General features: G+C 60.6%; 21 protein-coding genes. 8 read left to right on the forward strand and 13 right to left on the reverse strand.

Annotated features, from left to right (window positions below):
• Window positions 1-93 precede the first annotated feature (93 nt).
• Both hslO and AB1462_RS22025 read left to right on the forward strand, forming a co-directional pair.
• Entirely contained in the window at window positions 94-996 is a 903-nt protein-coding gene (gene hslO / locus AB1462_RS22020) for an Hsp33 family molecular chaperone HslO (RefSeq protein ID WP_367247916.1), read from the forward strand.
• 179 nt (window positions 997-1,175) lie between these two features.
• A complete protein-coding gene (locus AB1462_RS22025; protein ID WP_367247917.1) occupies window positions 1,176-2,717 on the forward strand; it encodes a phosphoenolpyruvate carboxykinase in 1,542 nt (513 codons plus the stop codon).
• Between the two features lie 57 nt (window positions 2,718-2,774).
• On the opposite strand, the gene AB1462_RS22030 is transcribed toward AB1462_RS22025, so the two are convergent.
• The 5 genes from AB1462_RS22030 to AB1462_RS22050 form a co-directional block, all read right to left on the reverse strand.
• Window positions 2,775-3,626 carry a DMT family transporter gene (locus AB1462_RS22030; protein ID WP_090401091.1) on the reverse strand — a complete coding sequence of 284 codons (852 nt, stop codon included), beginning with the start codon at window positions 3,624-3,626 and terminating at the stop codon, window positions 2,775-2,777.
• A 53-nt stretch (window positions 3,627-3,679) separates the two neighbouring features.
• Window positions 3,680-4,036: a DUF1493 family protein gene (locus tag AB1462_RS22035; RefSeq protein ID WP_090409817.1), complete on the reverse strand. Its 357-nt coding sequence runs from the start codon at window positions 4,034-4,036 to the stop codon at window positions 3,680-3,682.
• A 277-nt stretch (window positions 4,037-4,313) separates the two neighbouring features.
• Window positions 4,314-4,784 (reverse strand): hypothetical protein, encoded by a 471-nt coding sequence (locus AB1462_RS22040; RefSeq protein WP_367247918.1) that lies wholly within the window; start codon window positions 4,782-4,784, stop codon window positions 4,314-4,316.
• A gap of 332 nt (window positions 4,785-5,116) precedes the next feature.
• Window positions 5,117-5,716 carry a putative adenosine monophosphate-protein transferase Fic gene (locus AB1462_RS22045; RefSeq protein ID WP_090401089.1) on the reverse strand — a complete coding sequence of 200 codons (600 nt, stop codon included), beginning with the start codon at window positions 5,714-5,716 and terminating at the stop codon, window positions 5,117-5,119.
• The gene (locus AB1462_RS22050) at window positions 5,716-5,886 is read right to left on the reverse strand and encodes a YhfG family protein (RefSeq protein ID WP_083221252.1); all 171 of its coding nucleotides are present in this window, start codon (window positions 5,884-5,886) and stop codon (window positions 5,716-5,718) included. The genes AB1462_RS22045 and AB1462_RS22050 overlap by 1 nt, the downstream gene beginning before the upstream one ends.
• Before the next feature lie 177 nt (window positions 5,887-6,063).
• On the opposite strand from AB1462_RS22050, the gene AB1462_RS22055 reads away from it, so the two are divergent.
• The 3 genes from AB1462_RS22055 (at window position 6,064) to AB1462_RS22065 (ending at window position 9,858) form a co-directional block, all read left to right on the forward strand.
• Window positions 6,064-7,239: a tetratricopeptide repeat protein gene (locus AB1462_RS22055; protein WP_090401088.1), complete on the forward strand. Its 1,176-nt coding sequence runs from the start codon at window positions 6,064-6,066 to the stop codon at window positions 7,237-7,239.
• Window positions 7,240-7,465: 226 nt separating this feature from the next.
• A complete protein-coding gene (locus AB1462_RS22060; protein WP_090401087.1) occupies window positions 7,466-9,403 on the forward strand; it encodes an ATP-dependent DNA helicase RecQ in 1,938 nt (645 codons plus the stop codon).
• 23 nt (window positions 9,404-9,426) lie between these two features.
• Entirely contained in the window at window positions 9,427-9,858 is a 432-nt protein-coding gene (locus AB1462_RS22065; protein ID WP_367247919.1) for an acyl-CoA thioesterase, read from the forward strand.
• A gap of 143 nt (window positions 9,859-10,001) precedes the next feature.
• Here the strand turns inward: AB1462_RS22065 and AB1462_RS22070 are convergent, their stop codons facing one another.
• From AB1462_RS22070 to AB1462_RS22085, 4 genes are all read right to left on the reverse strand, one after another.
• A complete protein-coding gene (locus AB1462_RS22070) occupies window positions 10,002-10,475 on the reverse strand; it encodes a glycine zipper domain-containing protein (RefSeq protein ID WP_090401085.1) in 474 nt (157 codons plus the stop codon).
• 205 nt (window positions 10,476-10,680) lie between these two features.
• Window positions 10,681-13,029 (reverse strand): FdhF/YdeP family oxidoreductase, encoded by a 2,349-nt coding sequence (locus AB1462_RS22075; protein WP_259194613.1) that lies wholly within the window; start codon window positions 13,027-13,029, stop codon window positions 10,681-10,683.
• On the reverse strand, window positions 13,026-13,865 hold the full coding sequence (fdhD, locus tag AB1462_RS22080) for a formate dehydrogenase accessory sulfurtransferase FdhD (RefSeq protein ID WP_259194612.1): 840 nt from the start codon (window positions 13,863-13,865) through the stop codon (window positions 13,026-13,028). Before fdhD ends, AB1462_RS22075 begins: the two co-directional genes overlap by 4 nt.
• A gap of 97 nt (window positions 13,866-13,962) precedes the next feature.
• Window positions 13,963-14,850 carry a LysR family transcriptional regulator gene (locus AB1462_RS22085; RefSeq protein ID WP_048725293.1) on the reverse strand — a complete coding sequence of 296 codons (888 nt, stop codon included), beginning with the start codon at window positions 14,848-14,850 and terminating at the stop codon, window positions 13,963-13,965.
• 132 nt (window positions 14,851-14,982) lie between these two features.
• Here AB1462_RS22085 and lysM point away from each other — a divergent pair, with 132 nt between their 5' ends.
• Window positions 14,983-15,423, forward strand: a complete 441-nt coding sequence (lysM, locus tag AB1462_RS22090; RefSeq protein WP_053140321.1) for a peptidoglycan-binding protein LysM — start codon at window positions 14,983-14,985, stop codon at window positions 15,421-15,423.
• A 108-nt stretch (window positions 15,424-15,531) separates the two neighbouring features.
• Here the strand turns inward: lysM and yrfG are convergent, their stop codons facing one another.
• Window positions 15,532-16,194 carry a GMP/IMP nucleotidase gene (yrfG, locus tag AB1462_RS22095; protein ID WP_090401081.1) on the reverse strand — a complete coding sequence of 221 codons (663 nt, stop codon included), beginning with the start codon at window positions 16,192-16,194 and terminating at the stop codon, window positions 15,532-15,534.
• A gap of 87 nt (window positions 16,195-16,281) precedes the next feature.
• On the opposite strand from yrfG, the gene nudE reads away from it, so the two are divergent.
• Both nudE and cysQ read left to right on the forward strand, forming a co-directional pair.
• Entirely contained in the window at window positions 16,282-16,848 is a 567-nt protein-coding gene (gene nudE / locus AB1462_RS22100; protein WP_090401080.1) for an ADP compounds hydrolase NudE, read from the forward strand.
• Window positions 16,845-17,681 carry a 3'(2'),5'-bisphosphate nucleotidase CysQ gene (gene cysQ / locus AB1462_RS22105; RefSeq protein WP_090401079.1) on the forward strand — a complete coding sequence of 279 codons (837 nt, stop codon included), beginning with the start codon at window positions 16,845-16,847 and terminating at the stop codon, window positions 17,679-17,681. The genes nudE and cysQ overlap by 4 nt, the downstream gene beginning before the upstream one ends.
• A 77-nt stretch (window positions 17,682-17,758) precedes the next feature.
• On the opposite strand, the gene AB1462_RS22110 is transcribed toward cysQ, so the two are convergent.
• The 3 genes from AB1462_RS22110 to AB1462_RS22120 are packed head-to-tail and all read right to left on the reverse strand — an operon-like array spanning window position 17,759 to window position 21,422.
• Window positions 17,759-18,214 carry a thioesterase domain-containing protein gene (locus AB1462_RS22110; RefSeq protein ID WP_259194611.1) on the reverse strand — a complete coding sequence of 152 codons (456 nt, stop codon included), beginning with the start codon at window positions 18,212-18,214 and terminating at the stop codon, window positions 17,759-17,761.
• Between the two features lie 26 nt (window positions 18,215-18,240).
• Complete coding sequence (locus AB1462_RS22115; protein ID WP_090401078.1) at window positions 18,241-19,617, reverse strand: sigma-54 dependent transcriptional regulator; 1,377 nt, start codon at window positions 19,615-19,617, stop codon at window positions 18,241-18,243.
• Window positions 19,614-21,422, reverse strand: coding sequence for an ATP-binding protein (locus tag AB1462_RS22120; protein ID WP_090401077.1), 1,809 nt, complete (start codon window positions 21,420-21,422; stop codon window positions 19,614-19,616). The genes AB1462_RS22115 and AB1462_RS22120 overlap by 4 nt, the downstream gene beginning before the upstream one ends.
• Window positions 21,423-21,429: the final 7 nt, after the last annotated feature.

Here is a 21,429-nt window from a genome sequence, read left to right on the forward strand (position 1 = left end):
GTTTCCAGGAGAGAGCCGCACCAATATGGTGCTAAAGCGTTTAATTTTATAAATCTTGTAACCAATTTGTCATCAATTCAGATACCCAGACCTATGACTGATCTACCGGATACCGACTTCACCCAACGCTTCATCTTCGACGAGAGCGACGCCCGCGGCGAAATGGTTTCGTTGGAGCGCAGCTACGCCGAAGTCCTTGCCAAACACCCCTATCCGGAGCCGGTCGCGCAACTGCTCGGTGAGCTGATGGCAGCTGCTGCGTTGCTGGTGGGCACCATGAAGTTCGACGGTTTGCTGATTCTGCAAGCCCGTTCCGAAGGGCCGATTCCTCTGCTGATGATCGAGTGCTCCAGCGAGCGCGAAATCCGTGGCCTGGCCCGTTATGAAGCCGACCAGATTGCCCCGGACGCCGCCTTGGCCGACCTGATGCCCAACGGCGTCCTGGCGCTCACCGTTGACCCGACCGTAGGCCAGCGTTACCAAGGCATCGTCGACCTCGATGGCAAAACGCTTTCGGAATGCTTCACCAACTATTTCGTGATGTCCCAGCAAGTGGGCACCAAATTCTGGCTCAACGCCGATGGCCAGCGCGCCCGTGGCATGTTGCTGCAACAACTGCCGGCCGACCGTATCAAGGACGACGAAGATCGCGCTGAAAGCTGGCGGCACTGCATTGCCTTGGCCGATACCCTGAAAGCCGAAGAACTGCTGGGCCTGGACAACGAAACCATCCTGCACCGCCTGTACCACGAAGACCCCGTGCGCCTGTTCGACGCGCAAACCCTGCACTTCCACTGCAGCTGCTCTCGCGAGCGTTCATGTAACGCCTTGGTCAGCCTGGGCCTGGAAGATGCGCAGAACCTAGTGGTGGAACACGGTGGCAATATCGAGATCGACTGCCAGTTCTGCAACCAGCGCTACCTGTTCGACGCTGCCGATGTAGCGCAATTGTTCGCCGGCGCAGGTATCGACACGCCTTCCGACACCCGCCACTAAAACGTTTAAGCACAGGTAAATCACCTGACAAATGTCGGATTAGAGGTGTTCTGACGGGAGGGCCCTACTATTTTTGGGCTTTTCTGGCATAATCCGGCCCACTTTTTTCGCGGTAGTAGTGCGCAACTTTCTACTACAAAACGTTTGGAGCACTCGGCCATAGGCCGACGGGGAACCTCATGACGCAAGCCAATAACGCCGTATACACCGATCTGAGTGTTGACGATCTGGTCAAAGAAGCCCTGCAGCGCGGTGAAGGCGTGCTTGCCGATACCGGCGCGCTGGTCGTAGAAACCGGTCACCGTACCGGCCGTTCGCCAGTCGACCGTTTCATCGTTGAAGAGCCTTCCACCCAGGATTCCATCGCCTGGGGCCCGATCAACCGCAAGTTCCCGGCCGACAAGTTCGATGCACTGTGGGCGCGCGTCGAGGCGTTCAACAACGCGCAGGAGCACTTCGTTTCCCATGTTCACGTAGGGGCTGCCGAAGACCACTACCTGGCCGTGAAGATGACCACCCAGACTGCCTGGCAGAACCTGTTCGGTCGTTGCCTGTTCATCAACCCCGCCCAGTACAACCCGGCCGACCGTGACGAGTGGCAAGTGCTCAACGTGGCCAACTTCGAGTGCGTGCCTGAGCGTGACGGCACCAACTCCGACGGTTGCGTGATCCTCAACTTCGCCCAGAAAAAAGTGCTGATCGCCGGCATGCGCTACGCCGGTGAAATGAAGAAAGCCATGTTCTCGGTGCAGAACTACCTGCTGCCGGCTTCCGACGTACTGCCGATGCACTGCGCCGCCAACATTGGCGAAGCAGGCGACGTGACCCTGTTCTTCGGCCTGTCCGGCACCGGCAAGACCACCCTGTCCGCCGACGAAAGCCGTTACCTGATCGGTGACGACGAACACGGCTGGGGCGAAGGTGTGGTGTTCAACATCGAAGGCGGTTGCTATGCCAAGTGCATCGACCTGTCCGAGAAGAACGAACCGGTTATCTGGAAAGCCATCAAGCACGGCGCCGTACTGGAAAACGTCGTCATCGACGACGCCAAGCACGCCGACTATGCCGATGTCAGCCTGACCCAGAACAGCCGTGCCGCCTACCCGCTGGAGCACGTTGCCAAGCGTTCCGAGAAGAACCTGGGCGGCGAGCCAAACGCGGTGATCTTCCTGACCTGCGACCTGACCGGCGTACTGCCGCCAGTGTCCATCCTCAGCGAAGAACAAGCGGCCTACCACTTCCTGTCCGGCTACACCGCACTGGTGGGCTCGACCGAAATGGGTTCGGGCAGCGGCATCAAGTCGACCTTCTCCACCTGCTTCGGCGCGCCGTTCTTCCCACGCCCGGCCGGCGAATACGCAGAGCTGCTGATCAAGCGCATCCGCGGCTTCGGCTCCAAGGTCTACTTGGTCAACACCGGCTGGACCGGCGGCGGCTACGGCGTCGGTAAGCGCTTCAACATCCCGACCACTCGCGGCGTGATCGCAGCGATCCAGAGCGGCGCGTTGATCGGTGTTGAAACCGAACACCTCGACACCATCAACCTCGACGTGCCATTGACCGTACCGGGCGTTGAGACCGGCCTGTTGAACCCACGTAACACCTGGGCTGACAAGGCGGCTTACGATGAAGCAGCGAAGGCGCTGGCCGGTCTGTTCATCGAGAACTTCAAGAAGTTTGAAGTGAGCGACGCGATCAAGGCTGCGGGTCCGAAGTTGTAAGATTCGAAAGCGGTTAAAAAGCCGCCCCTTGTGGGCGGCTTTTTTGTGCGTGAAAGGTTAGTCGACGATATGCAGGACCACCGCCCCGACTAGCACCAGCACAACCCCCAGCACTTGCACCGCCGACAACCGCTCCTTGAAAAACACAAACCCCAAAATCGCCGCAATCCCCCCTGATAACGTACTGATCACCGTCACCACCGAAACCGACCCCGCCATCGCTCCCCACGAAAACGCCGAAAATCCCCCCAGGTTCATCAGGCTTGCCCCTGTCAGCGTGGCGCAGTTTTTCAGCGGCGGAATCTTCAGGCCGTCCTTGATCTTCAGCACCATCACCACCAGCACGCACAGCCCTACCAGGTAGCCGAGCCAAAGCATGGTGATCGGCCCCAGCGCGGGCAGTGTGTAGCGACCTTGTAGCCAGAAGCTCGTGCCGTATAGCAACGCGGCAAGCATCGCGTAAGCGATGGAGCGGTTTGAACTGCTGTGCGGGATGCCATTGTCCTTGTGGAGGCTGGAAAGGATCACGCCGATGACGCACAGGGCGATGCAACCGAGTTGGATCAGGCTGATGTGTTCGCCGCTGGCCCAGGACAGCAGTGTGGTGACGACGCCGTAGGACGTCACCAGCGGCGCCACGATGGCGGCTTTGCCCAGGGCGAAGGCCTTGGACAGGGCAAGGGCGCCGGAGACGGTGAACAGTGCGGCGGCAATGCCCAGCAGCCAGACGCTCATCGAGGCGTTCAGGGATTTGAAGAGCAAGGCGGGGAAGATGATCAGCAGCAAGGTCATGATCACGAAGCCGAGGGCCTGGCCGAAGTACACCGCGCGCTTAACGCCCACGGCCCTGGCGTTGAGACCCACGAGGAAATCCGTACCACCCCAGAGCAGGGCGGCCAGCAGGCCCATTGTTACGTCCATGTAAGGTCCTTAGTTGTTTTGAGTGCGGGGCCGGTGTTCGCTCAGCTGAGGTTTTCCAGTGTCTGTGTGTCCCAGCTGTGGGTCTTGATGGCCAGGTAGAGCATGCCGATGGTCAGCGGGACCTTGTCGCCATGCCCCTTGCCCCGGCGTTTGAGGAACACGTCAAAAACCGGTGGGTTAAAGTAACGATAAGTGTCGTAGTCGCCCAGGTCGAGGGCGAATTCCTGCTCCAGCGCTTCCATGAGTTGCTTGGCTTCACTGCCGTCACAGCCCAGGTCGAAATTGAGCGAGGTTTGCAGGCGGACGGTCTTGTGTTTCGGCAGGCCGATTTCTTCGTGCAGCAGTTGCAGGAGTTGCTGCATGACAGGGTCTTCGGGGACGTTGGGGGCGAGGTTCATGGTGGGGGCACGCTGGAGTGGATGAAGGGGCTGGTTGCGTTGGAGGCGGTATTTGTTTCGAGTGATGAAGAGCGCCAAGCCTATCAAGAATACAAAGACAGGTAGGAGGGGCATTCTGAGGATCACCGCTACATAGGGTAGTAGGAACGTCAAAATAAGACCTGTTGTAAGGCATGTGACTGCGAAGTGCTTTCTGAGCATTGGGTCTGTGATTTGGTAGTGCAGCACCAAATAGATAATGAGAAAGGAAGCGGATTGAAGGTAAAGGGCCATGTCACTAAGACTCGTCCGAGTAGACATGCATTGAGAGTGTTGACCGCTGAGGCCCTATGTCTCCTCTCACACTGGCATCCAGACCGATAATGATGTCTCCAGCGTGATATCTACGAAGCTTGCCGGAAATCGTATCTCCAACGAAGCCCGCGGTTACGGTTGAAATGGCAATCCCCGGTGCTTTAACCGCTCCGGAGATTATTTGTTTGATGAGCACGTTTTGGTCGTTTAACCGATCGGCCTGATTCCGTCTCAAAGGATGGGAAATCGCGACCGCCATTTCGCATGGCAAATCGCTGGCCAGCATTTTTTCGTACAGCCTACGTATCTGATCGCGCACTTGTCGCGCTGCCGTTTTTGTTTCAAGCAGGCATAGATTGACCAAAGCATGCCGATTGTCAGGCACAACAGTGAAGCGAATCTCTGTGAAGATGACGTCATAGTGGCCGATGTGTTGAGTCCTTTCGATGTTCACAGGTTTCTGCCGAGAAAGTTGAGACCGCGCTATTTTCATTCAGCTACGGGTAACTTCTGTAGAGGGTCAAGCGGGTGTTTGGAGCAGTTTGGGAAGGGGATGTCGCGGTGTTTGGAGGTTTCCTACGGCCGTTTCCGGCATTTGTGGCTTGGCAGTGATTTAACAAGCAAAGCGGGTCGGTTATAGGAGCGAACTTGTTCGCGAAAAACTCAAGGACGCCGCGTTTGTTCTGGTTTACCGCGTCATCGTTGATGATGTTCGCGAGCAAGCTCGCTCCTACAAAGGGTGTTGCTTAGATTTCAGATCGTTCCCACGCAGAGCGTGAGGAACGATCACTGCCCGGCAGGCCTGCTGATACACCGCTCAAAAATCGCCTCCAAGCCCCGATAATCACACGCCACCGCGTCAATATTCGCCGGTATCCATGCCGCGTGTTTGACCAGCCACCAGTTCACCGAGAACCCCGCGTTCACGATGATCTGTTCAAACAAAATCCGCTGCGCCCGGCCGTTGCCCTCGCGGAAAGGGTGGATGACGTTGAGGTCGCCATAAGCTTCGGCAATCTTGCTCACCAACTCGGTTTGGCTGGCGCCGACAAACCAGTTGGCCTCGGCCATCTGCCGGATGATCTTCGCGGCTTCCGGTGGGATGCGTTCCGGGGTGCAGAACAGGGTGTCGCCCTTTTGGATGTTGACGCTGCGTAGCTCACCGGCCCAGTCGTAGACGTCACCGAACAGCGTGCGGTGGATGTGTTGCAGGCGTTCGAGGTCGTAGGGCGGGGGGAAGAGCGGGAGGCTGCCTACGGCGATTTCGGATAATTCCCGCTCAGCCTGGTGCAGGCGAGTTTCGTCGAGCAAATCGAGGCGGTTGCGCAGGACGCTGCTACCGGGATAGCAGTACGGATCCTGACCCACCCCGTATTTGTCGAGCATCAGCGTGGCGTGTTGCGGTACTTGGCAAGCACGGTTTCGCGGGTCGGCAGGGGTTTGTCGACGTCGGCCGGTTGGGTGTCGAACCCTTCCAGGCGCAGGCTGGCCAGGTAATTGGAACGGCGGATCTTGTGGTAATGATCCTGTTTTTGCTCAAACGTCAGTTCGCTCATCGCAGCGCACTCCTGGGTAGCAAGGTTTGATTGTAGCGCAATGCTTCAACGGGAAGGCGGGATAAAAACCACGTCACATTCTGTACAAAAAATCCGCCGACACTCGGAATTCAGCGTATGTTTCACCGCAAAAATCTTGTAGGGCGATTTCCGCCCGCTACTTAAAGGGAGTTAAGCATGGGTTTGCTTCGTGTTGCTTCGGCGATGTCATTGTGTGCGGTGGCTTTTTCGGTCCAGGCCGGGCAGTTGCCGATCGAAGTGCTCAGTGCGGTGGTCAAGGACCAGAAAATCGCTGATGCCGAAGTGCTGCTGCAACGTAACGGCGCACAGAATGTGGTGGGCCGCACCAACGCCCAGGGCCAAGTGACGCTGACCAGTGAGGCCGCCGATGATGCGAGCAACCTGCTGATCATCAAGAAACCTGGCTACTCCAACCTGGTGGTGAAGTGCCCATGCGCGGGCATGACCTACGCCATCAGCCCGGTGATGGAAAACCTCGATGGCCTGCGTGTGGTGCTGACCTGGGGCAAGACGCCGAGTGACCTCGATTCCCACATGATTTTCCCCGGCAATAACATCTACTTCGAGAACCAGAAGGGTACCGACGCCGAGTTGGATGTGGATGACACCGACAGCTACGGTCCGGAAACCATCACCCTGCAGAAAAAGCACTACGGCGAAAGCTACGTCTATGCCGTGCACGACTACAGCAATGGCGGCAACCCAGGCTCGCGCCAGTTGTCCGACAGCGAAGCCAAGGTGTTCGTGTACATGGGCCAATCGCTGGTGCGTACTTACTACGTGCCTAAGAACCGCAGCGGCAACCTGTGGACGGTGTTCCGCATGACCGGCAGCGGTGACTTCCAGGACATCAACACCTTCAGCGGCGTGACAGTGAATGCCGCCAATGTGCTCAACGAAGTCAAACCGCTGCTGGATGACAGCGTGGCGGTCACCGCAGTCACCGTCAGCTCTTCCGTACAAACCGATGCGAAACGTCTGAACCTTCAGGGCGAAGCGGCCTACCAGGCCGGCAAACTTGACCAGGCCATCGACCTGTTCCGCCAGGCTATCGAGCTGGACAATGGGTTCGGCAAGGCCTACGGCAACCTTGGCCTGGCGTATCAGAAAGCCGGCAACACTGCCGAGTCGATCTGGGCCAACCGCAAGGCTATCGCCCTTGCCACCGGCGCCAATGCTGCCACCGTGCGTGCAGGTGCCTACTACAACATTGCGCGGATCTACGAAGCGGCGGGGCAGTTCGCGGATGCGTTGCGTCACTACCAGTTGGCCAAGGAACAGAAGGCCAATCCGGTGTATGACACGGCGATTGAGCGGGTGCAGAACCGCTGATTCAGCTGTAGCGCAGTTCTGAAATGTGGGAGGGGGGCAATCCCCCTCCCACATTTGGTTTGTGGTGTTCCTACATCCACAGTCGAACTTGTCGAATTTGGCCCAAGGCCATTGCTGCACCCTGTGTATCATCCTGTCTCTTTTTTCCATGCGACCTTTCTCGATTCGCTGAACTTACTGGGCTACGTTTTTAAGCCACTTTCAGCGGTCAATGGAGTGACAGCCTATGCACGACACCCTCCAGCAGGTCTTTGGTTATCCACAGTTTCGTTTGGGCCAGGAAGAAACGGTCAGCGCCGTACTGGCCGGTCGTTCGGCTGCGGCCATTTTTCCTACGGGGTCGGGCAAGTCCCTGTGTTATCAGCTGTCGGCGGTGTTGCTGCCGCACCTGACGCTGGTGGTGTCGCCGCTGTTGGCGTTGATGCAGGACCAGTTGGGCTTCCTGCAGCGCCACGGTATTTCGGCGGGCAGTATCGATTCGGCGCAAAGTCGTGAGGACGCCAATGACGTGATGGCTCGTGCGCGTTCGGGCGAGTTGAAAATCCTGATGATTTCCGTGGAACGCTTGAAGAACGAGCGCTTTCGCAACTTCCTGCAAAGTGTGCAGATCTCGCTGTTGGTGGTGGATGAGGCGCACTGTATTTCCGAGTGGGGTCACAACTTCCGCCCGGACTATTTGAAGCTGCCGGACTACCAGCGCCAGTTCAAGATCCCACAAGCGCTGCTGCTGACGGCTACGGCCACGCCCAAGGTGATTGCCGACATGCAGGCCAAGTTCGCCATTGCACCGGACGACGTGGTCACCACGGGCTTCTACCGGCCTAACCTCAACCTGTTGGTGGAGCCGGTCGCCGGTGCGGACAAACGTCGTCGCCTGGTGCAGTGGATGAACGAGCGGGCCAACCAGCCCAGCATCGTCTATGTCACCTTGCAAAAAACCGCCGAGCAGATTGCCGAGCATCTGAACCGCAACGGCATCCAGGCCGAGGCGTATCACGCCGGCTTGCCCCACGACAGGCGTGAGGGCATCCAGCAGCGCTTCATGGGTGGGCGCTCCAATTGCATCGTCGCCACCATCGCGTTCGGCATGGGCATCGACAAGAGTGACATCCGCAATGTGGTGCATTTTGACCTGCCCAAATCCATCGAGAACTACAGCCAGGAAATCGGCCGCGCGGGGCGTGATGGGCTGCCCTCGGACTGCCTGGTATTGGCCAACCGCGACAGCCTCAATGTGCTGGAAAACTTTGTGTATGGCGATACGCCCGAGCAGGACGGTATTCGCCGTGTGCTGGAGGAGCTACAGGCGGCGAGGAGTGACGGCCAGTGGGAGTTCTTGCTGCGGTCGTTATCGGACCACAGCAACATTCGCGAGCTGCCGCTGAAGACCCTGTTGGTGCAACTGGAGCTCAAGGGCGTTATAGCGCCGCGCTACGCGTTTTATGCCGAGTACCGCTTCAAGTACCTGATCGAACCCGAGGCGTTGCTGGCGCGTTTTTCCGGCGAGCGCCAGCAGTTTGTCGCGGCGATTATCCAAGTGTGCAAGCGCGCGAAAACCTGGGCGACCGTGGATTTCGACGCGCTTTACCAGCAACACAATGCCGAGCGCAGCCGCGTGGTGAAGGCGCTGGATTACTTCCAGGAGCAAGGCCTCATCGAGTTGGAAAGCAAGCAGATGACTGAGGTCTACAGCCTGCTGGATACCGACTTTGACCCACAGGTGTTGAGCGTCGAGTTATACACAGGCTTCAAGCAACACGAGGTGACGGAAGTGGCGCGGATTCACGCCATGCTTGATCTGTTCGCCACTGAGCATTGCCTGGGGCAGCGGCTGGCCGGGTACTTCGGCGATGAAAATGCACCGCAGCGCTGCGGGCACTGTTCTGTGTGCCACGGCCATGTCGCGCATTTGCCGGCGCCGCCGAGCCTGCCGCCGCTTGTGGATAAAAACTTCATGGGGCTGTGCGGTGATTTTATCCACAGGCATCATGAGCACACCGGCCAATTGCCGGGCGCTGAGCGGCTGACACGTTTCCTGGGCGGTATCAGCGTGCCGTTGTTTACCAAGTTGAAGGCGCGGGGCATTCCCGGTTTTGCTGCGCTGGAGGACTACCCCTACGCCGATGTGCGTGAGTGGGCCCAAGCCCATTTGAATGACCTGTAACCCTACTTTCATGAGACGTGCCCATGCCTGACTCAATGCCGCAACGCGCCGATTACCGTCACTTCCAGCCAATCATCACGCGCTGGCACGACAACGATGTGTACGGCCATGTGAACAATGTCACGTACTACAGCTTCTTCGACACGGCGGTGAATACCTACCTGATCGAACAGGGTGGGTTGGATATTCATGAGGGTGAGGTGGTGGGGTTTGTGGTGAGTTCGGCGTGCGATTACTTCGCATCGATTGCCTTTCCCGACCGCGTGGAAATCGGCCTGCGGGTGGGCAAGTTGGGCAACAGCTCTGTGCAGTACGAGTTGGCGGTGTTCAAGGCAGGCGAAGAGGATGCCTGTGCGGCGGGGCGCTTTGTGCATGTGTTCGTGGATCGGGGGACTAACCAGCCGGTGACGATCCCGGGGTTGTTGCGCGAGGCGTTGCAGCGGTTGGTGGTCTGACTTCGGCCTGCAGGCACCACGGAACTCAATGTGGGAGGGGGCTTGCTCCCGATAGCGGTGGGTCAGGCAGCACACGAGTGGCTGACTCTCTGCTATCGGGAGCAAGCCCCCTCCCACATTGGTTTTGCAGTGTTCTTTAGCGCTTACCGGTGACGGTAGTGATGCTTGTTCTTGCGATGCCCGTAGGCATGGCCGCGGCCGCGATGGTCATCGCGGTCATAACGGCGGCTATCACGACCACGACGATCATCGTCATCACTCTTGTTGCCCATGTAGTTGCCCAGCGCACCACCCGCGCCACCACCGGCCGCTGAACCGATCAGTGCTCCGGTGCTGCCGCCGACACTGCGGCCCACTACGTTACCGCCGGCTGCGCCCAGTGCGCCACCAATGGCTGCTTCACCGCGGCTGCGCTTGTCGGCGCCGACCGCGCTACCGCCTGCGCCACCCAGGGCCGCGCCGATGGTCGAACCGGTGTTGCCGCCCAACTGCTGGCCGACAACCGAGCCTAGAACCCCGCCCAATGCGCCGCCCACACCGGCTTCGGTGGTGCCGCCGGCCATGGCTGCGCCACTGACCAGGCCAAGGGACAACAAGAGAATCGAGGAGAACTTCATAGAGAGACCTCAAGAGGATGACGGCGCGATCCTGAGGCTGTATTGACATGGTTACAATAGAAATCCGACCAGTAACACGAGTTGTACACAATTCTATAAGTTACTGTTTTAACTGGGGAACTTAAGTGATTTTTGCGAGTCTTTAGCTACTTCGGAACGGCCGCTTTTATGCAAAAGCGGCCTTTTTTGTGCCCGAAATGATCAGTCAGGCCGAACGCGCCATGATCAGCCCATTGTCACTCGCAGCTTCCAAACGTATCGCCACGAACTTCGACGTCGGTGTATGGCTGCCGTCCCCGGTGCTTTCCAGCGGCACCAGCGGGTTCACTTCTGGGTAGTAAGCCGCAGCCTGCCCCGCCGGAATATCAAACGCCAACAAGGTGAAGCCCTTCACCCGACGCTCACGACCGTCTTCCCAAAGCGACACGATGTCTGCCTTCTGCCCCGGCTTGAAGCCCAGGCGGATGATGTCGGCTTCGTTGACGAACAGCACGTCACGCTGGCCTTTGACCCCGCGATAGCGGTCGTCCAGGCCATAAATAGTGGTGTTGTACTGATCGTGGGAGCGCATCGACTGCATGATCAGGTCCGGAACGCGGCCCGTGGCGTGAGTGCGCTCGTGGATCAGGTCCTTGGGCAGGATGTTCGGGCGGAAGTTGGCGCGGCCCGAAGGCGTGTTCCAGCGTCGTGCACCGGCGGAGTTGCCCAGGTAGAAACCACCGGGGTGTTTAAGGCGCTCGTTGAAGTCCTTGAAGCCTGGGATGGTATCGGCGATCAGGTCGCGAATGCGGCTGTAATCGGCCACCAACCAGTTCCAGTCCACCGGTTTGCTGCCCAAGGTCGCGGCGGCGATGCCGGCGAGGATGGCCGGTTCCGATTTCATCAACTTCGACAGTGGCTGCAGTTGGCCGTTGGAGTCGTGGACCATGCTGAACGAGTCTTCCACCGTCACCGCTTGCGGGCCTTCGGCCTGGATGTCGATGTCGGTGCGGCCCAGGCACGGCAGGATCAGCGCGTCTTTGCCGTGCATCAAGTGGCTGCGGTTGAGCTTGGTACTGATCTGCACGGTCAGGTCGCAATTGCGCAGGGCTTCGAAGGTGCGCGGGCTGTCCGGGGTGGCTTGGGCGAAGTTGCCGCCCAGGCCGATAAACACCTTGGAGCGGCCTTCGAGCATGGCGTGAATAGCTTCCACCACGTTGTGCCCGTTGGTGCGCGGCACCTGGAACTGGAAGCGGCGCTCCAGGGCGTCGAGGAACGCCACCGGTGGACGTTCGTTGATGCCCATGGTGCGGTCGCCCTGCACGTTACTGTGGCCACGCACCGGGCACAGGCCGGCGCCGGGGCGGCCGATGTTGCCGCGCAGCAGCATCAGGTTGGCGATTTCCTGGATGGTCGGCACCGAGTGGCGGTGCTGGGTGATACCCATCGCCCAGCACATGATCACGTTCTTGCCCTTGGCGTACATGCGCGCCGCTTGCTCGATCTCGACCAGGGGCAGGCCGGACTGGGCGACGATTTCATCCCAGGACGTATCGTCGATCTGGCCCAGGTAATCGAGCACGTTGGCGGTGTGTTCATTGAGGAAGGCGTGGTCGAACACGGCGTCCTTGCCTTCGGCTTGAGCCTGGCGTTCCCACAGCAGCAGGAACTTGGCCATGCCGCGCAGAATCGCCATGTCACCCCCCAGCGCCGGGCGGAAGTACGCGGTGTTGGTCGGCTTGTCGCCGTTGGTGAGCATTTCCAGCGGGTGCTGCGGATGCTGGAAGCGTTCCAGGCCACGCTCTTTGAGTGGGTTGATACACACCACCTGGGCGCCGCGTTTCACCGCTTCACGCAGCGGTTCAAGCATGCGTGGGTGGTTGGTGCCGGGGTTCTGGCCCCACACGAAAATCGCATCGGCATGCTCGAAGTCATCAAAGGTCACGGTGCCTTTGCCGACGCCCACGCTCTGCGCCAGGGCCACGCCGCTGGCCTCGTGGCACATGTTCGAGCAGTCCGGGAAGTTGTTGGTGCCGTAGGCGCGCACGAACAGCTGGTACAGGTACGCCGCTTCGTTACTGGCACGGCCCGAGGTGTAGAACTCCGCCATGTCCGGGCTGGGCAGGGCGTTGAGGTGTTTGCCGACCAGGTCGAAGGCCGCCTCCCAGCTGATGGGGGTGTAGCGGTCGGTTTCAGCGTCGTAGCGCATTGGCTCGGTCAGGCGGCCCTGGTACTCGAGCCAATAGTCGCTTTGCTCCAGCAACGCGGTGACGCTGTGTTTGGCGAAGAATGCCGCATCGACCCGGCGCTTGGTGGCTTCCCAGTTGACCGCCTTGGCGCCGTTCTCGCAGAACTTGACTATGCCGCTTTCCGGCGAGTCGCCCCAGGCGCAGCCCGGGCAGTCAAAGCCGCCGTTCTGGTTGGTCTTGAGCATCATGCGCAGGTTTTTCAGCGCGTTGTCGCTGGTCAACCACGCCTGTGCCACGCTGATCAGCGCGCCCCAGCCGCCAGCCGGGCCTTTGTAGGGCTTGTAGCGCGGGGTTGGGGTTTGGTCGGCTTGATGATGATTGCTCACGGCTGGTTCTCCATCGCAGGGCTGTAGACCCGCGGCGCACTTTTCTGCGGCAGGTGGATGAGATTGAGGTTATGCCGGCGGGCCCATTGCAGGGCCAAGCCGGTGGGCGACGACAGGCTGACCAGGGTCTGGATGCCCGCGCGCAGGACTTTCTGGATCAATTCGAGGCTGCAACGGCTGGTGACAATCGCCAGCCCGCCGTCGGTCGGGATCTGTTGGCGAATCAGCGCGCCGATCAACTTGTCGAGGGCGTTGTGCCGGCCGATGTCTTCACGGCCCATCAGCAATTCACCCTCGTTATTCATGAACACGGCCGCATGCACTGCGCCGCTGTACTGGCCCAAGGGCTGGAACGCACTGATGCGCTGGCGCAGGCCGTCGAGCCATTCGGCAGGCGGCAAGGGCGCGCCGGGCAGCACTTTAAGGTCCGGCAGGGCCTGTTCCACTGCTTCCACTCCGCACAGGCCGCAGCCGCTGGTGCCTGCCAATTGGCGACGCTGCTGCTTGAGGTTCCAGAACGCACGGCTGGAGATCTGTACCTGAGCGTATTGGGTCGAGCCCGAACCGCTGAGTTTCAGATCATAAATGTCGCTAACGTCGGCGATAATGCCGCTGCCGATGCTGAACCCAACAATAAAGTCTTCGAGGTCCGTCGGCGTGACGAGCATGACTGCCTGGCTGATGTCGTTATAGGCAATCGCCAACGCCACTTCTTCCGCCAAGGCTGTGCTGGCGACTTCGGTGTGTTCAAGGTTGCAAAACTGGTAGCTCTGGCTGGCGACGGGCGCGGACGTTTGCGGAGCAGGCGCCGCGCAGACTGGGCGCTTGGCGTTCATGGGGCAGTACCACCGGCGGATTGATCAGTGTTTAGACTAGGCGCGACAAAGCGTCGCGTCTAATTGCCAGTACTGATCTACCGATAGATGACGTCGATCAAGACTCTGTTTGCGATTTCTGAAACAGCGCGAAACACGCCTCCGCCAGCGCCGAGCGAGGCGCGCTGCGCCGCATGATCAAGCCCAGGCGCGCCAGGGTGTGGGCGTCTTCGATAGGTTGCAGGCGCAAGTGTTCGGTGAGGGCGTCGAGGCCGCCGTCCAGCGGCATGACTGCGCAGCACAGCCCGCCATGCACAGCTTGTAACAACTGATGGACGGCGTCGGTTTGTAACAGGGGCTGCGGGTGCAGGCCCCGGCTGTGAAAGTTGTGGTCGATGGACTGACGGAAGTGCATGCCACTGGTGAGCATGCCCAGGGGCAGTTCGATCAATGCCTCCCAGCTCAGCGGCTTGTCGCCAAAACTGAAATAGCGCTGGTCGTAGAGCAGGCCCATGCGGGTTTCGCCGAGGGCCAGGGAGTCGAAGCGTTCGTTGTCCAGGCGGTCGAGGTAGGACACTCCCAGGTCCAGGCGATTGCTCGCCAACTGTTCGAGGATCTGCTCGGAACTGAGGGCCGAGAGCTCAAAGCGCAGGCTCGGATGCTCCTTGTGCAGTTGTTGCATCAATGCCAGCGGATCAAAGCTCGACAACGGCACCACACCCAGGCGCAGCGTCCCCACCAGGTTGCCACGACAGGCGGCTGCTTCGGCCTGCAAGCCGTCATAGGCCGCCAGCACCGTGCGTGCCCAGGCCAGCACCCGTTCGCCAGGGGCGGTAAAGCCTTCGAAACGCTGGCCGCGATTGACCAGTGGCAAGTCCAGCTCTTCTTCAAGGCTGCGTAGACGCATCGACAGGGTCGGCTGGGTGATGTGGCAACGCGCCGCGGCCTGGCCGAAGTGACGGGTCTCGTCGAGGGCGATGAGGAATTTCAGCTGCTTGATGTCCATCTTCGCTCCAGGGCTTATTCCAATGGCGGGGGGATTCTAGCGCGTTTGGGTCTTTGGTCGGGCTGGAACCCAAGCGTTTAGGGTTGGTCTAGTCTTTGGCATCTGGAAATCAAACATCAAGGAGAGCGCACCATGAGTCTTTTGAGCTTTGTAAAGGAAGCCGGCGAGAAGTTGATCGATCTGTTGACGCCGGGTAATGCAAACGCCAGTGAGCAGTTGAAGGAACACGTGGCGAAGGTGGGTCTGGGTAATCCGAATGTGCAGACCACGGTGGATGGCGACAAAGTGACCGTAACCGGTGAAGTCGCGACCCAGGAAGAGAAAGAGAAGATTCTGCTGGCGCTGGGCAATATTGCCGGTGTGGCCAGTGTGGATGACCAGATCACCGTATCCGGCCCGGCGGTTGCCGCCGCCCGTTTCGTCGTGGTGAAAAAGGGCGACACCCTCAGCGCGATTTCCCTGACGGTGTACGGCAATGCCAACCTGTACAACAAGATCTTCGAGGCCAACAAGCCGCTGTTGTCCCATCCAGACAAGATTTACCCAGGGCAGACGCTGCGTATTCCTGAGTAATACACGGGCGAAAAGGTGGGAGGGGGCTTGCTCCCGATGACGGCGTGTCAGTCAAGGAAGCTTTGATTGACACACTGCCATCGGGAGCAAGCCCCCTCCCACATTTGATCAGAGCCCGACAATGAGATCCCGGTAATCCTCGACTGCTGCAAATTCCCCGGTGTCCTTCGGCCCTTTTTGGCTGTCCGGTTCTTTCACCGCCAGCAAATACCCCACGCCAAACGCCTGTGCACTGCGCAGGATCGGTAAGGTATCGTCGATAAACAGGCTGCGGGCCGGGTCGAACTGGATGTCGGCTTGCAAGGCGTCCCAGAACTGTGGGTTTTCCTTGGCGAAACCATAGTCGTGGGAGCTGATCAAACGCTCGAAATACGGCGCCAGTTCAATGCGTTCCAACTTCAATGACAGCGAATCACGATGGGCGTTGGTGATCAGGATCACGCGCTTGCCCGCCTGTTTGATTGCCGCCAGGAAGGTATCGGCATCCGGGCGCAGGGCGATCAGGTGGGCGGTTTCCAGTTTGAGTTCGCGTACCGGGATGTTCAGTTCCGCACTCCAGAAATCCAGGCAATACCATTGCAACTGTCCGGCGTTACGCTCGAACAGAGGCTGCAACTCCATCTCGGCCATGGCCTGGCTCACCCCGTGCAGCTCGGCGTAGCGCTGGGGCAGGTGCTCCATCCAGAAGTGGTTGTCGTAATGCAGGTCGAGCAGGGTGCCGTCCATGTCCAGCAGGACAGTGTCGATGGCGTGCCAGGGCAAAGAGGGCATGGGGCGGTCTCATGTAAGTAGAAATATCCGACACAGACAATCGGAAAAGCCACGGTATAGTAACCCGATCACGCCAAGGAGCCGCTTATGCGCCAGAAACCCACCGTCCTCGCCCGCGAAATAGTCGCCAGTAGCCGTTTGTTCCGCGTGGAGGAAGTGCAATTGCGCTTTTCCAATGGCGTTGAACGGACCTACGAGCGCCTGGTGGGCCGCGGTGCCGGCTACGGCGCGGTGATGATCGTGGCGATGATCGACGAAGATCATGCATTGCTGGTGGAAGAGTACTGCGGCGGCACCGATGAATATGAACTGTCCTTGCCCAAGGGCCTGATCGAACCCGGCGAAGACGTGCTGGCGGCGGCCGACCGTGAACTCAAGGAAGAAGCCGGCTACGGCGCACGGCAGTTGGAACACATTACCGAGCTGTCGCTGTCCCCTGGCTACATGAGCCAGAAAATCCAGGTGGTGCTCGCCACCGAACTCTATGAAGAACGCCTGGAAGGCGATGAGCCCGAGCCGATGCGCGTGGAGCGGGTCAACCTGCGCGAGCTGTCGCAGCTTGCGCAACGCGAGCAATTCAGCGAAGGCCGCGCCCTGGCGGCGTTGTATCTGGTACGAGATTTGTTGATTCAGCGTGGAGCGTTTACCGCATGAGCGAACTGTTTTTAGGCCACCCGTTTATCGCCCCTGTGATCGAGCTGGCTCGCCAGGCGGGTGAAGTGATCCTGCCGTACTGGCGCGCCGATGTGGCGGTGACCTCCAAGGCCGATGATTCGCCGGTAACGGCGGCCGACCTGGCCGCCCACCATCTGATTCTCGCAGGCCTCACCGCACTCGACCCGAGCATCCCGGTGCTGTCCGAAGAAGACGCCGACATCGACCAGAGCGTACGCGCCGGCTGGCAGCGTTGGTGGCTGGTGGACCCGCTGGATGGCACCAAGGAATTTATCGCCGGCAGCGAAGAGTTCACCGTCAATATTGCCCTGATCGAACAAGGCCGCGTGGTGTTTGGCGTGGTGTCCATGCCCACCAGTGGCCGTTGCTACTTCGGCGGTGCGGGCCTGGGGGCGTGGCGTTCCGATGTGAACGAAGCGCCCAGGCAGATCCAGGTGCGCGAGGCGCCGGCAGTGGGTGAGGCGTTTACCGTGGTCGCCAGCCGTCGGCACACCAGCCCCGAGCAAGAGCGTTTGTTGGATGGTTTGAGCGAAGGGTTGGGGGAATTGAAGCTGGCGAATATCGGCAGTTCATTGAAGTTCTGCCTGCTGGCTGAGGGCAGTGCTGATTGCTACCCGCGCTTGGCGCCGACTTCGCAGTGGGATACGGCTGCGGCGCAGGGCGTATTGGAAGGGGCGGGCGGCGAGGTGCTGGAGTTGAGCGGAGAGCCGTTCAGCTATCCGGCGCGGGCATCGTTGTTGAATCCGTTTTTCCTGGCGTTGCCGGCGAAGGCGGCGTGGCGTGAGCGCTTGCTGACCTTGGCCCGCTCTTAAGACCTCAGCCGATCTAAATGTGGGAGGGGCGGTGCGACGATTCGACTTGCTCCCACATTTGTTTTGTGTATTGGCTTCTAGCGGTGCAGGACGTATTGGCCGGTGAACGTAACGGCCCGCTCTTCACTGCCCTCATTCACGATCCACGTGTCCAACGCCAGCCGCGCCCGGCCATAGCGCTTGTAGGTGGCTAAAAAGCGCTTCCACACCTTCTCCTCCGGCGCCGCGCAAATGGCGGTCGCGTCTTGCGTCACCGGCAGCGGATAGCTGATCTGCCCTTCTTGAATCACGATATGCCCGTCTTCAATCCCTTCCTCGCGCAGTTGCAGGTGCATCCAGCCCCAACCCGCCAGCACCGCGCCGCAGTAGAGGCTGCCGCCGAACATGGTGCTCTTATGGTTGATATTGGCTTGCAAAGGCAGGTGCAGCTGCAGTTGCCCGTCTTGCCAGTCGAGTACCTTGAGGCCCATTTCGCGGGTCAGGGGGATGTCGTGGTGGAGGATGGATTCCAGGTAACGGCTGTTACGGCTCATGGGGGCCTCTTGGTGGGTGGGCAGGGTCATTCGTCGTCAGCGCTTTGGTTGGCGAAGTTCAGGCCGTGCTTGCGCAGTTTGTCGTGCAGGGTCTTGCGCGGTACGCCAAGTGCTTCGGCGAGGCTGCGCATGGAGCTGTGGGGGCGGGTCAGTTCGGCGGCGATCAGGCTTTTTTCGAACTGCTCGACCTGCTCGCTCAAGCCGCCCGGTGTGGAAGTCAGCACGCCGCTGGCGGGACTGTCCGGCGTGTTGTCCAGCGCCAACTCCAGGCCCAGGGCAAAGCGCTCGGCGGCGTTCTGCAATTCGCGCACATTGCCTGGCCAATTGTGGCGTAACAGCAGCGCGCGCTGACCCGGTTGCAGCTCGTGCAACGGCAGGCCATGGCGGCTGCTGGCTTCGTCGGCGAAGTGCTGGAACAGCATCAACGCATCTTCACCGCGTTCGCGCAGGGGTGGGATGCGCAGCGGCGCGACGTTGAGGCGGTAGTACAAGTCCGCCCGGAAACGGCCCTGGTCGGCGGCCTGGCGCAGGTCTTCCTTGGTGGCGGCGATGATGCGTATATCCAGCGGGATCAGTTGATTGCCGCCGAGGCGCTCCACCACGCGCTCCTGCAACAGGCGCAGCAGCTTGACCTGCACATCCAGGCTCATGCTCTCGATTTCATCGAGGAACAACGTGCCGCCGTTGGCGAATTCGAACTTGCCGATGCGGCGTTTCTGCGCGCCGGTAAAGGCGCCGGGCTCATGACCGAACAGCTCGCTTTCGACCACCGACTCGGCCAGCGCTCCGGCGTTGATCGCTACAAACGGCCCGCTGCGCCGGCTCGACAGGTCGTGCAGCGCCCGGGCCACCACTTCCTTGCCGGCGCCGGTTTCGCCGAGGATCAGCACATCGGCGCGGGTCGCGGCCAGGGCGCCGATCTGCTCGCGCAGGCGCAGCATTTGTGGCGAGTGCCCCACCAGGCGGGTGCTCAGTTGCTGGCGGTCACTGAGGGCCAGGCGCAGGCTGCGGTTGTCCAGCACCAGGCGGCGCAGGGCCAGGGCGCGGCGTACGCTGTCGAGCAGGGCGTCGCTGGCGAAGGGTTTTTCGAGGAAGTCATAGGCCCCCGCGCGCATGGCCTGCACCGCCAACGGCACGTCGCCGTGGCCGGTGATCAGCAGCACCGGCAGGTCCGGATCCTGGCCGTGCAGCTCGGCCAGCAGCTCCAGGCCGTCCATGCCGGGCATGCGGATGTCGCTGACCACCACGCCCGGCCAATCCCGCGACAGGCGCGCGGTGAGGCCGGTGGCTTCGCCCAGGGTCAGGACGTTCAGCCCGGCCAGGTCCAGGGTCTGGCACAGGGCCTGACGCAGGTGTGGATCATCGTCGATCAACACCACCTGAATCTGGTTATCGATACTCATACACTGCGGTCCTCGGACGGTTGCAGACTGACGCCCGGCGAGCCGGCGCGCAATTTCAAGGTTAATAGCGCACCCCCTTCCTTGTGGTTGGCAAACAGCAGTTCGCCGCCAAAGGCACGCATCAGGGTCTCACAGATCGCCAGGCCCAGGCCCAAGCCCTGGGTGCGCGTCTTGGTGGTGTAGAACGGTTCGCTGGCACGGCCCAACGCTTCCATGCAAAAGCCTGGGCCATTGTCGCGAATGTACAGGTTGACGCCCTGGGCGGTGGTTTCGGCACTGAGCCACAGTTTGCGCGGCGGGCCTTTTTCGGTAAGCGCGTCGAGAGCGTTGGCCAGCAGGTTGCCCAGTACCTGGCGCAAGCGGGTTTCGCCCGCCTGCACCCACAGGGTCGCTTCCGGCAAATCGCGGATCAGCTCGACTTCCATCGACCGCCGCCGCTTGGCCAGCAGGGCCAGCGCATCGTCCAGCGCTGGTTGCAGGGCCACGCTCTCCGGGGCATGGCGATCGCGTCGGGCGAAGGCGCGCAGGTGGGCGATGATCGAGGCCATGCGCCCGGTCAGTTCGCTGATCAGCTTGAGATTGCCCCGGGCATCGCTGGTGCGCTCGTGGTCGAGCAGGATCTCGGCGTTTTCCGCGTAGCTGCGAATCGCCGCGAGAGGTTGATTGAGTTCGTGGCTGATGCTCGCCGACATGGTGCCCAGCGCCGACAATTTACCGGCCTGTACCAGGTCATCCTGGGCGCGCACCAGTTCCTGCTGGGCGTGCTCGCGCTCCAGCACTTCCTGTTTCAAGCGCCGGTTGAGGCCTTCCAGGTCACTGGTGCGCTCCGCGACGCGCATTTCCAGCTCGCGGCGGGCCTTGGCTTCGAAGGCGATGCGTTCCAGGTAGTGGCGACGGCGCTGCATCATCAGGCCCAGCAGCAGCATCAACACCAGCAACGTGGCGCCGCCCACGGCAACCACCGTGCGCACCGGGCGGCTGATCAAGGATTGCGGTGCCAGGATTTCCACATTCCAGCCGGTCTCGGCGATGGCGGTGGATTGGCGCAGCCATGCGCTGTTGCTCAGGCTCAGGGGTTGCGGGTCGCGTGTGGGGTAGGGCTGGATGGCAATGATGGCCTGGCGTTCTTCGGCGGTCAGCGGCCGGGTGGCACGGAAGCGCCATTGCGGGCGCGACGTAAGGATCACCACGCCGTTATGGTCGGTGACCAGCAGTTGTTCCGGGGTATTGCCCCACAGGCTTTCGGTGTGGTCCAGGTCGACCTTGACCACCAGGACGCCGATGATCGTGTCGCCATCGCGCACGGCGGCGGCGAAGAAATAGCCGCGCTTGGCCGAGGTGGTGCCCAGCCCGAAAAACCGCCCCAGGCGCCCGGCCATGGCTTCGCTGAAATAGGGCCGGAACGAGAAGTTGCGTCCGACGAAGCTGTCCTGTTTGTCCCAATTCGACGCGGCGAGGGTCTTGCCGGTGGTGTCCATCAAATACATCACTTCCACCCCGGCCTGGGCGGCGACGTCCTTGAGCAGCAGGTTGGCGTTGACCAGGTTGGTGCTGACTTGCGGCGCACTCAGTGCCGTGCGCAGGGCCGGCAAGTCGCCGAGGATCTGCGGCAGCACTTCATAGCGATGCAGGGTGCCCAGCAGGTTGGCGACGTACAGGTCGAGGGTCTGGCGGTTTTGCCCGGCCAGTTCGCTGCGATAGTAGCGCTCGGCCAAATGCTCCAGCGGCCACAGCAGCGGTGCCAGGCACAGGGCCAACAGGGCGAGGCTGCGCCAGCGGGGTCTTCGCGGAAGGGGTGGAGTCATGGGAGTC

The sequence above is a fragment of the Pseudomonas sp. SB113 genome, from assembly GCF_040754745.1.
In the GTDB taxonomy this organism is placed as follows: domain Bacteria; phylum Pseudomonadota; class Gammaproteobacteria; order Pseudomonadales; family Pseudomonadaceae; genus Aquipseudomonas; species Aquipseudomonas grimontii.

Bases quoted from the DNA above. Each gene is read 5' to 3' on its own strand.
- lysM (WP_053140321.1), top strand. From the start codon at position 14,983: ATGAGTCTTTTGAGCTTTGTAAAGGAAGCCGGCGAGAAGTTGATCGAT.
- AB1462_RS22055 (WP_090401088.1), top strand. From the start codon at position 6,064: ATGGGTTTGCTTCGTGTTGCTTCGGCGATGTCATTGTGTGCGGTGGCT.
- AB1462_RS22025 (WP_367247917.1), top strand. From the start codon at position 1,176: ATGACGCAAGCCAATAACGCCGTATACACCGATCTGAGTGTTGACGAT.
- AB1462_RS22035 (WP_090409817.1), bottom strand. From the start codon at position 4,036: ATGAACCTCGCCCCCAACGTCCCCGAAGACCCTGTCATGCAGCAACTC.
- fdhD (WP_259194612.1), bottom strand. From the start codon at position 13,865: ATGAACGCCAAGCGCCCAGTCTGCGCGGCGCCTGCTCCGCAAACGTCC.
- AB1462_RS22045 (WP_090401089.1), bottom strand. From the start codon at position 5,716: ATGCTCGACAAATACGGGGTGGGTCAGGATCCGTACTGCTATCCCGGT.
- cysQ (WP_090401079.1), top strand. From the start codon at position 16,845: ATGAGCGAACTGTTTTTAGGCCACCCGTTTATCGCCCCTGTGATCGAG.
- AB1462_RS22115 (WP_090401078.1), bottom strand. From the start codon at position 19,617: ATGAGTATCGATAACCAGATTCAGGTGGTGTTGATCGACGATGATCCA.
- nudE (WP_090401080.1), top strand. From the start codon at position 16,282: ATGCGCCAGAAACCCACCGTCCTCGCCCGCGAAATAGTCGCCAGTAGC.
- AB1462_RS22050 (WP_083221252.1), bottom strand. From the start codon at position 5,886: ATGAGCGAACTGACGTTTGAGCAAAAACAGGATCATTACCACAAGATC.
- AB1462_RS22085 (WP_048725293.1), bottom strand. From the start codon at position 14,850: ATGGACATCAAGCAGCTGAAATTCCTCATCGCCCTCGACGAGACCCGT.
- AB1462_RS22110 (WP_259194611.1), bottom strand. From the start codon at position 18,214: ATGAGCCGTAACAGCCGTTACCTGGAATCCATCCTCCACCACGACATC.
- yrfG (WP_090401081.1), bottom strand. From the start codon at position 16,194: ATGCCCTCTTTGCCCTGGCACGCCATCGACACTGTCCTGCTGGACATG.
- hslO (WP_367247916.1), top strand. From the start codon at position 94: ATGACTGATCTACCGGATACCGACTTCACCCAACGCTTCATCTTCGAC.
- AB1462_RS22120 (WP_090401077.1), bottom strand. From the start codon at position 21,422: ATGACTCCACCCCTTCCGCGAAGACCCCGCTGGCGCAGCCTCGCCCTG.
- AB1462_RS22030 (WP_090401091.1), bottom strand. From the start codon at position 3,626: ATGGGCCTGCTGGCCGCCCTGCTCTGGGGTGGTACGGATTTCCTCGTG.
- AB1462_RS22060 (WP_090401087.1), top strand. From the start codon at position 7,466: ATGCACGACACCCTCCAGCAGGTCTTTGGTTATCCACAGTTTCGTTTG.
- AB1462_RS22065 (WP_367247919.1), top strand. From the start codon at position 9,427: ATGCCTGACTCAATGCCGCAACGCGCCGATTACCGTCACTTCCAGCCA.
- AB1462_RS22070 (WP_090401085.1), bottom strand. From the start codon at position 10,475: ATGAAGTTCTCCTCGATTCTCTTGTTGTCCCTTGGCCTGGTCAGTGGC.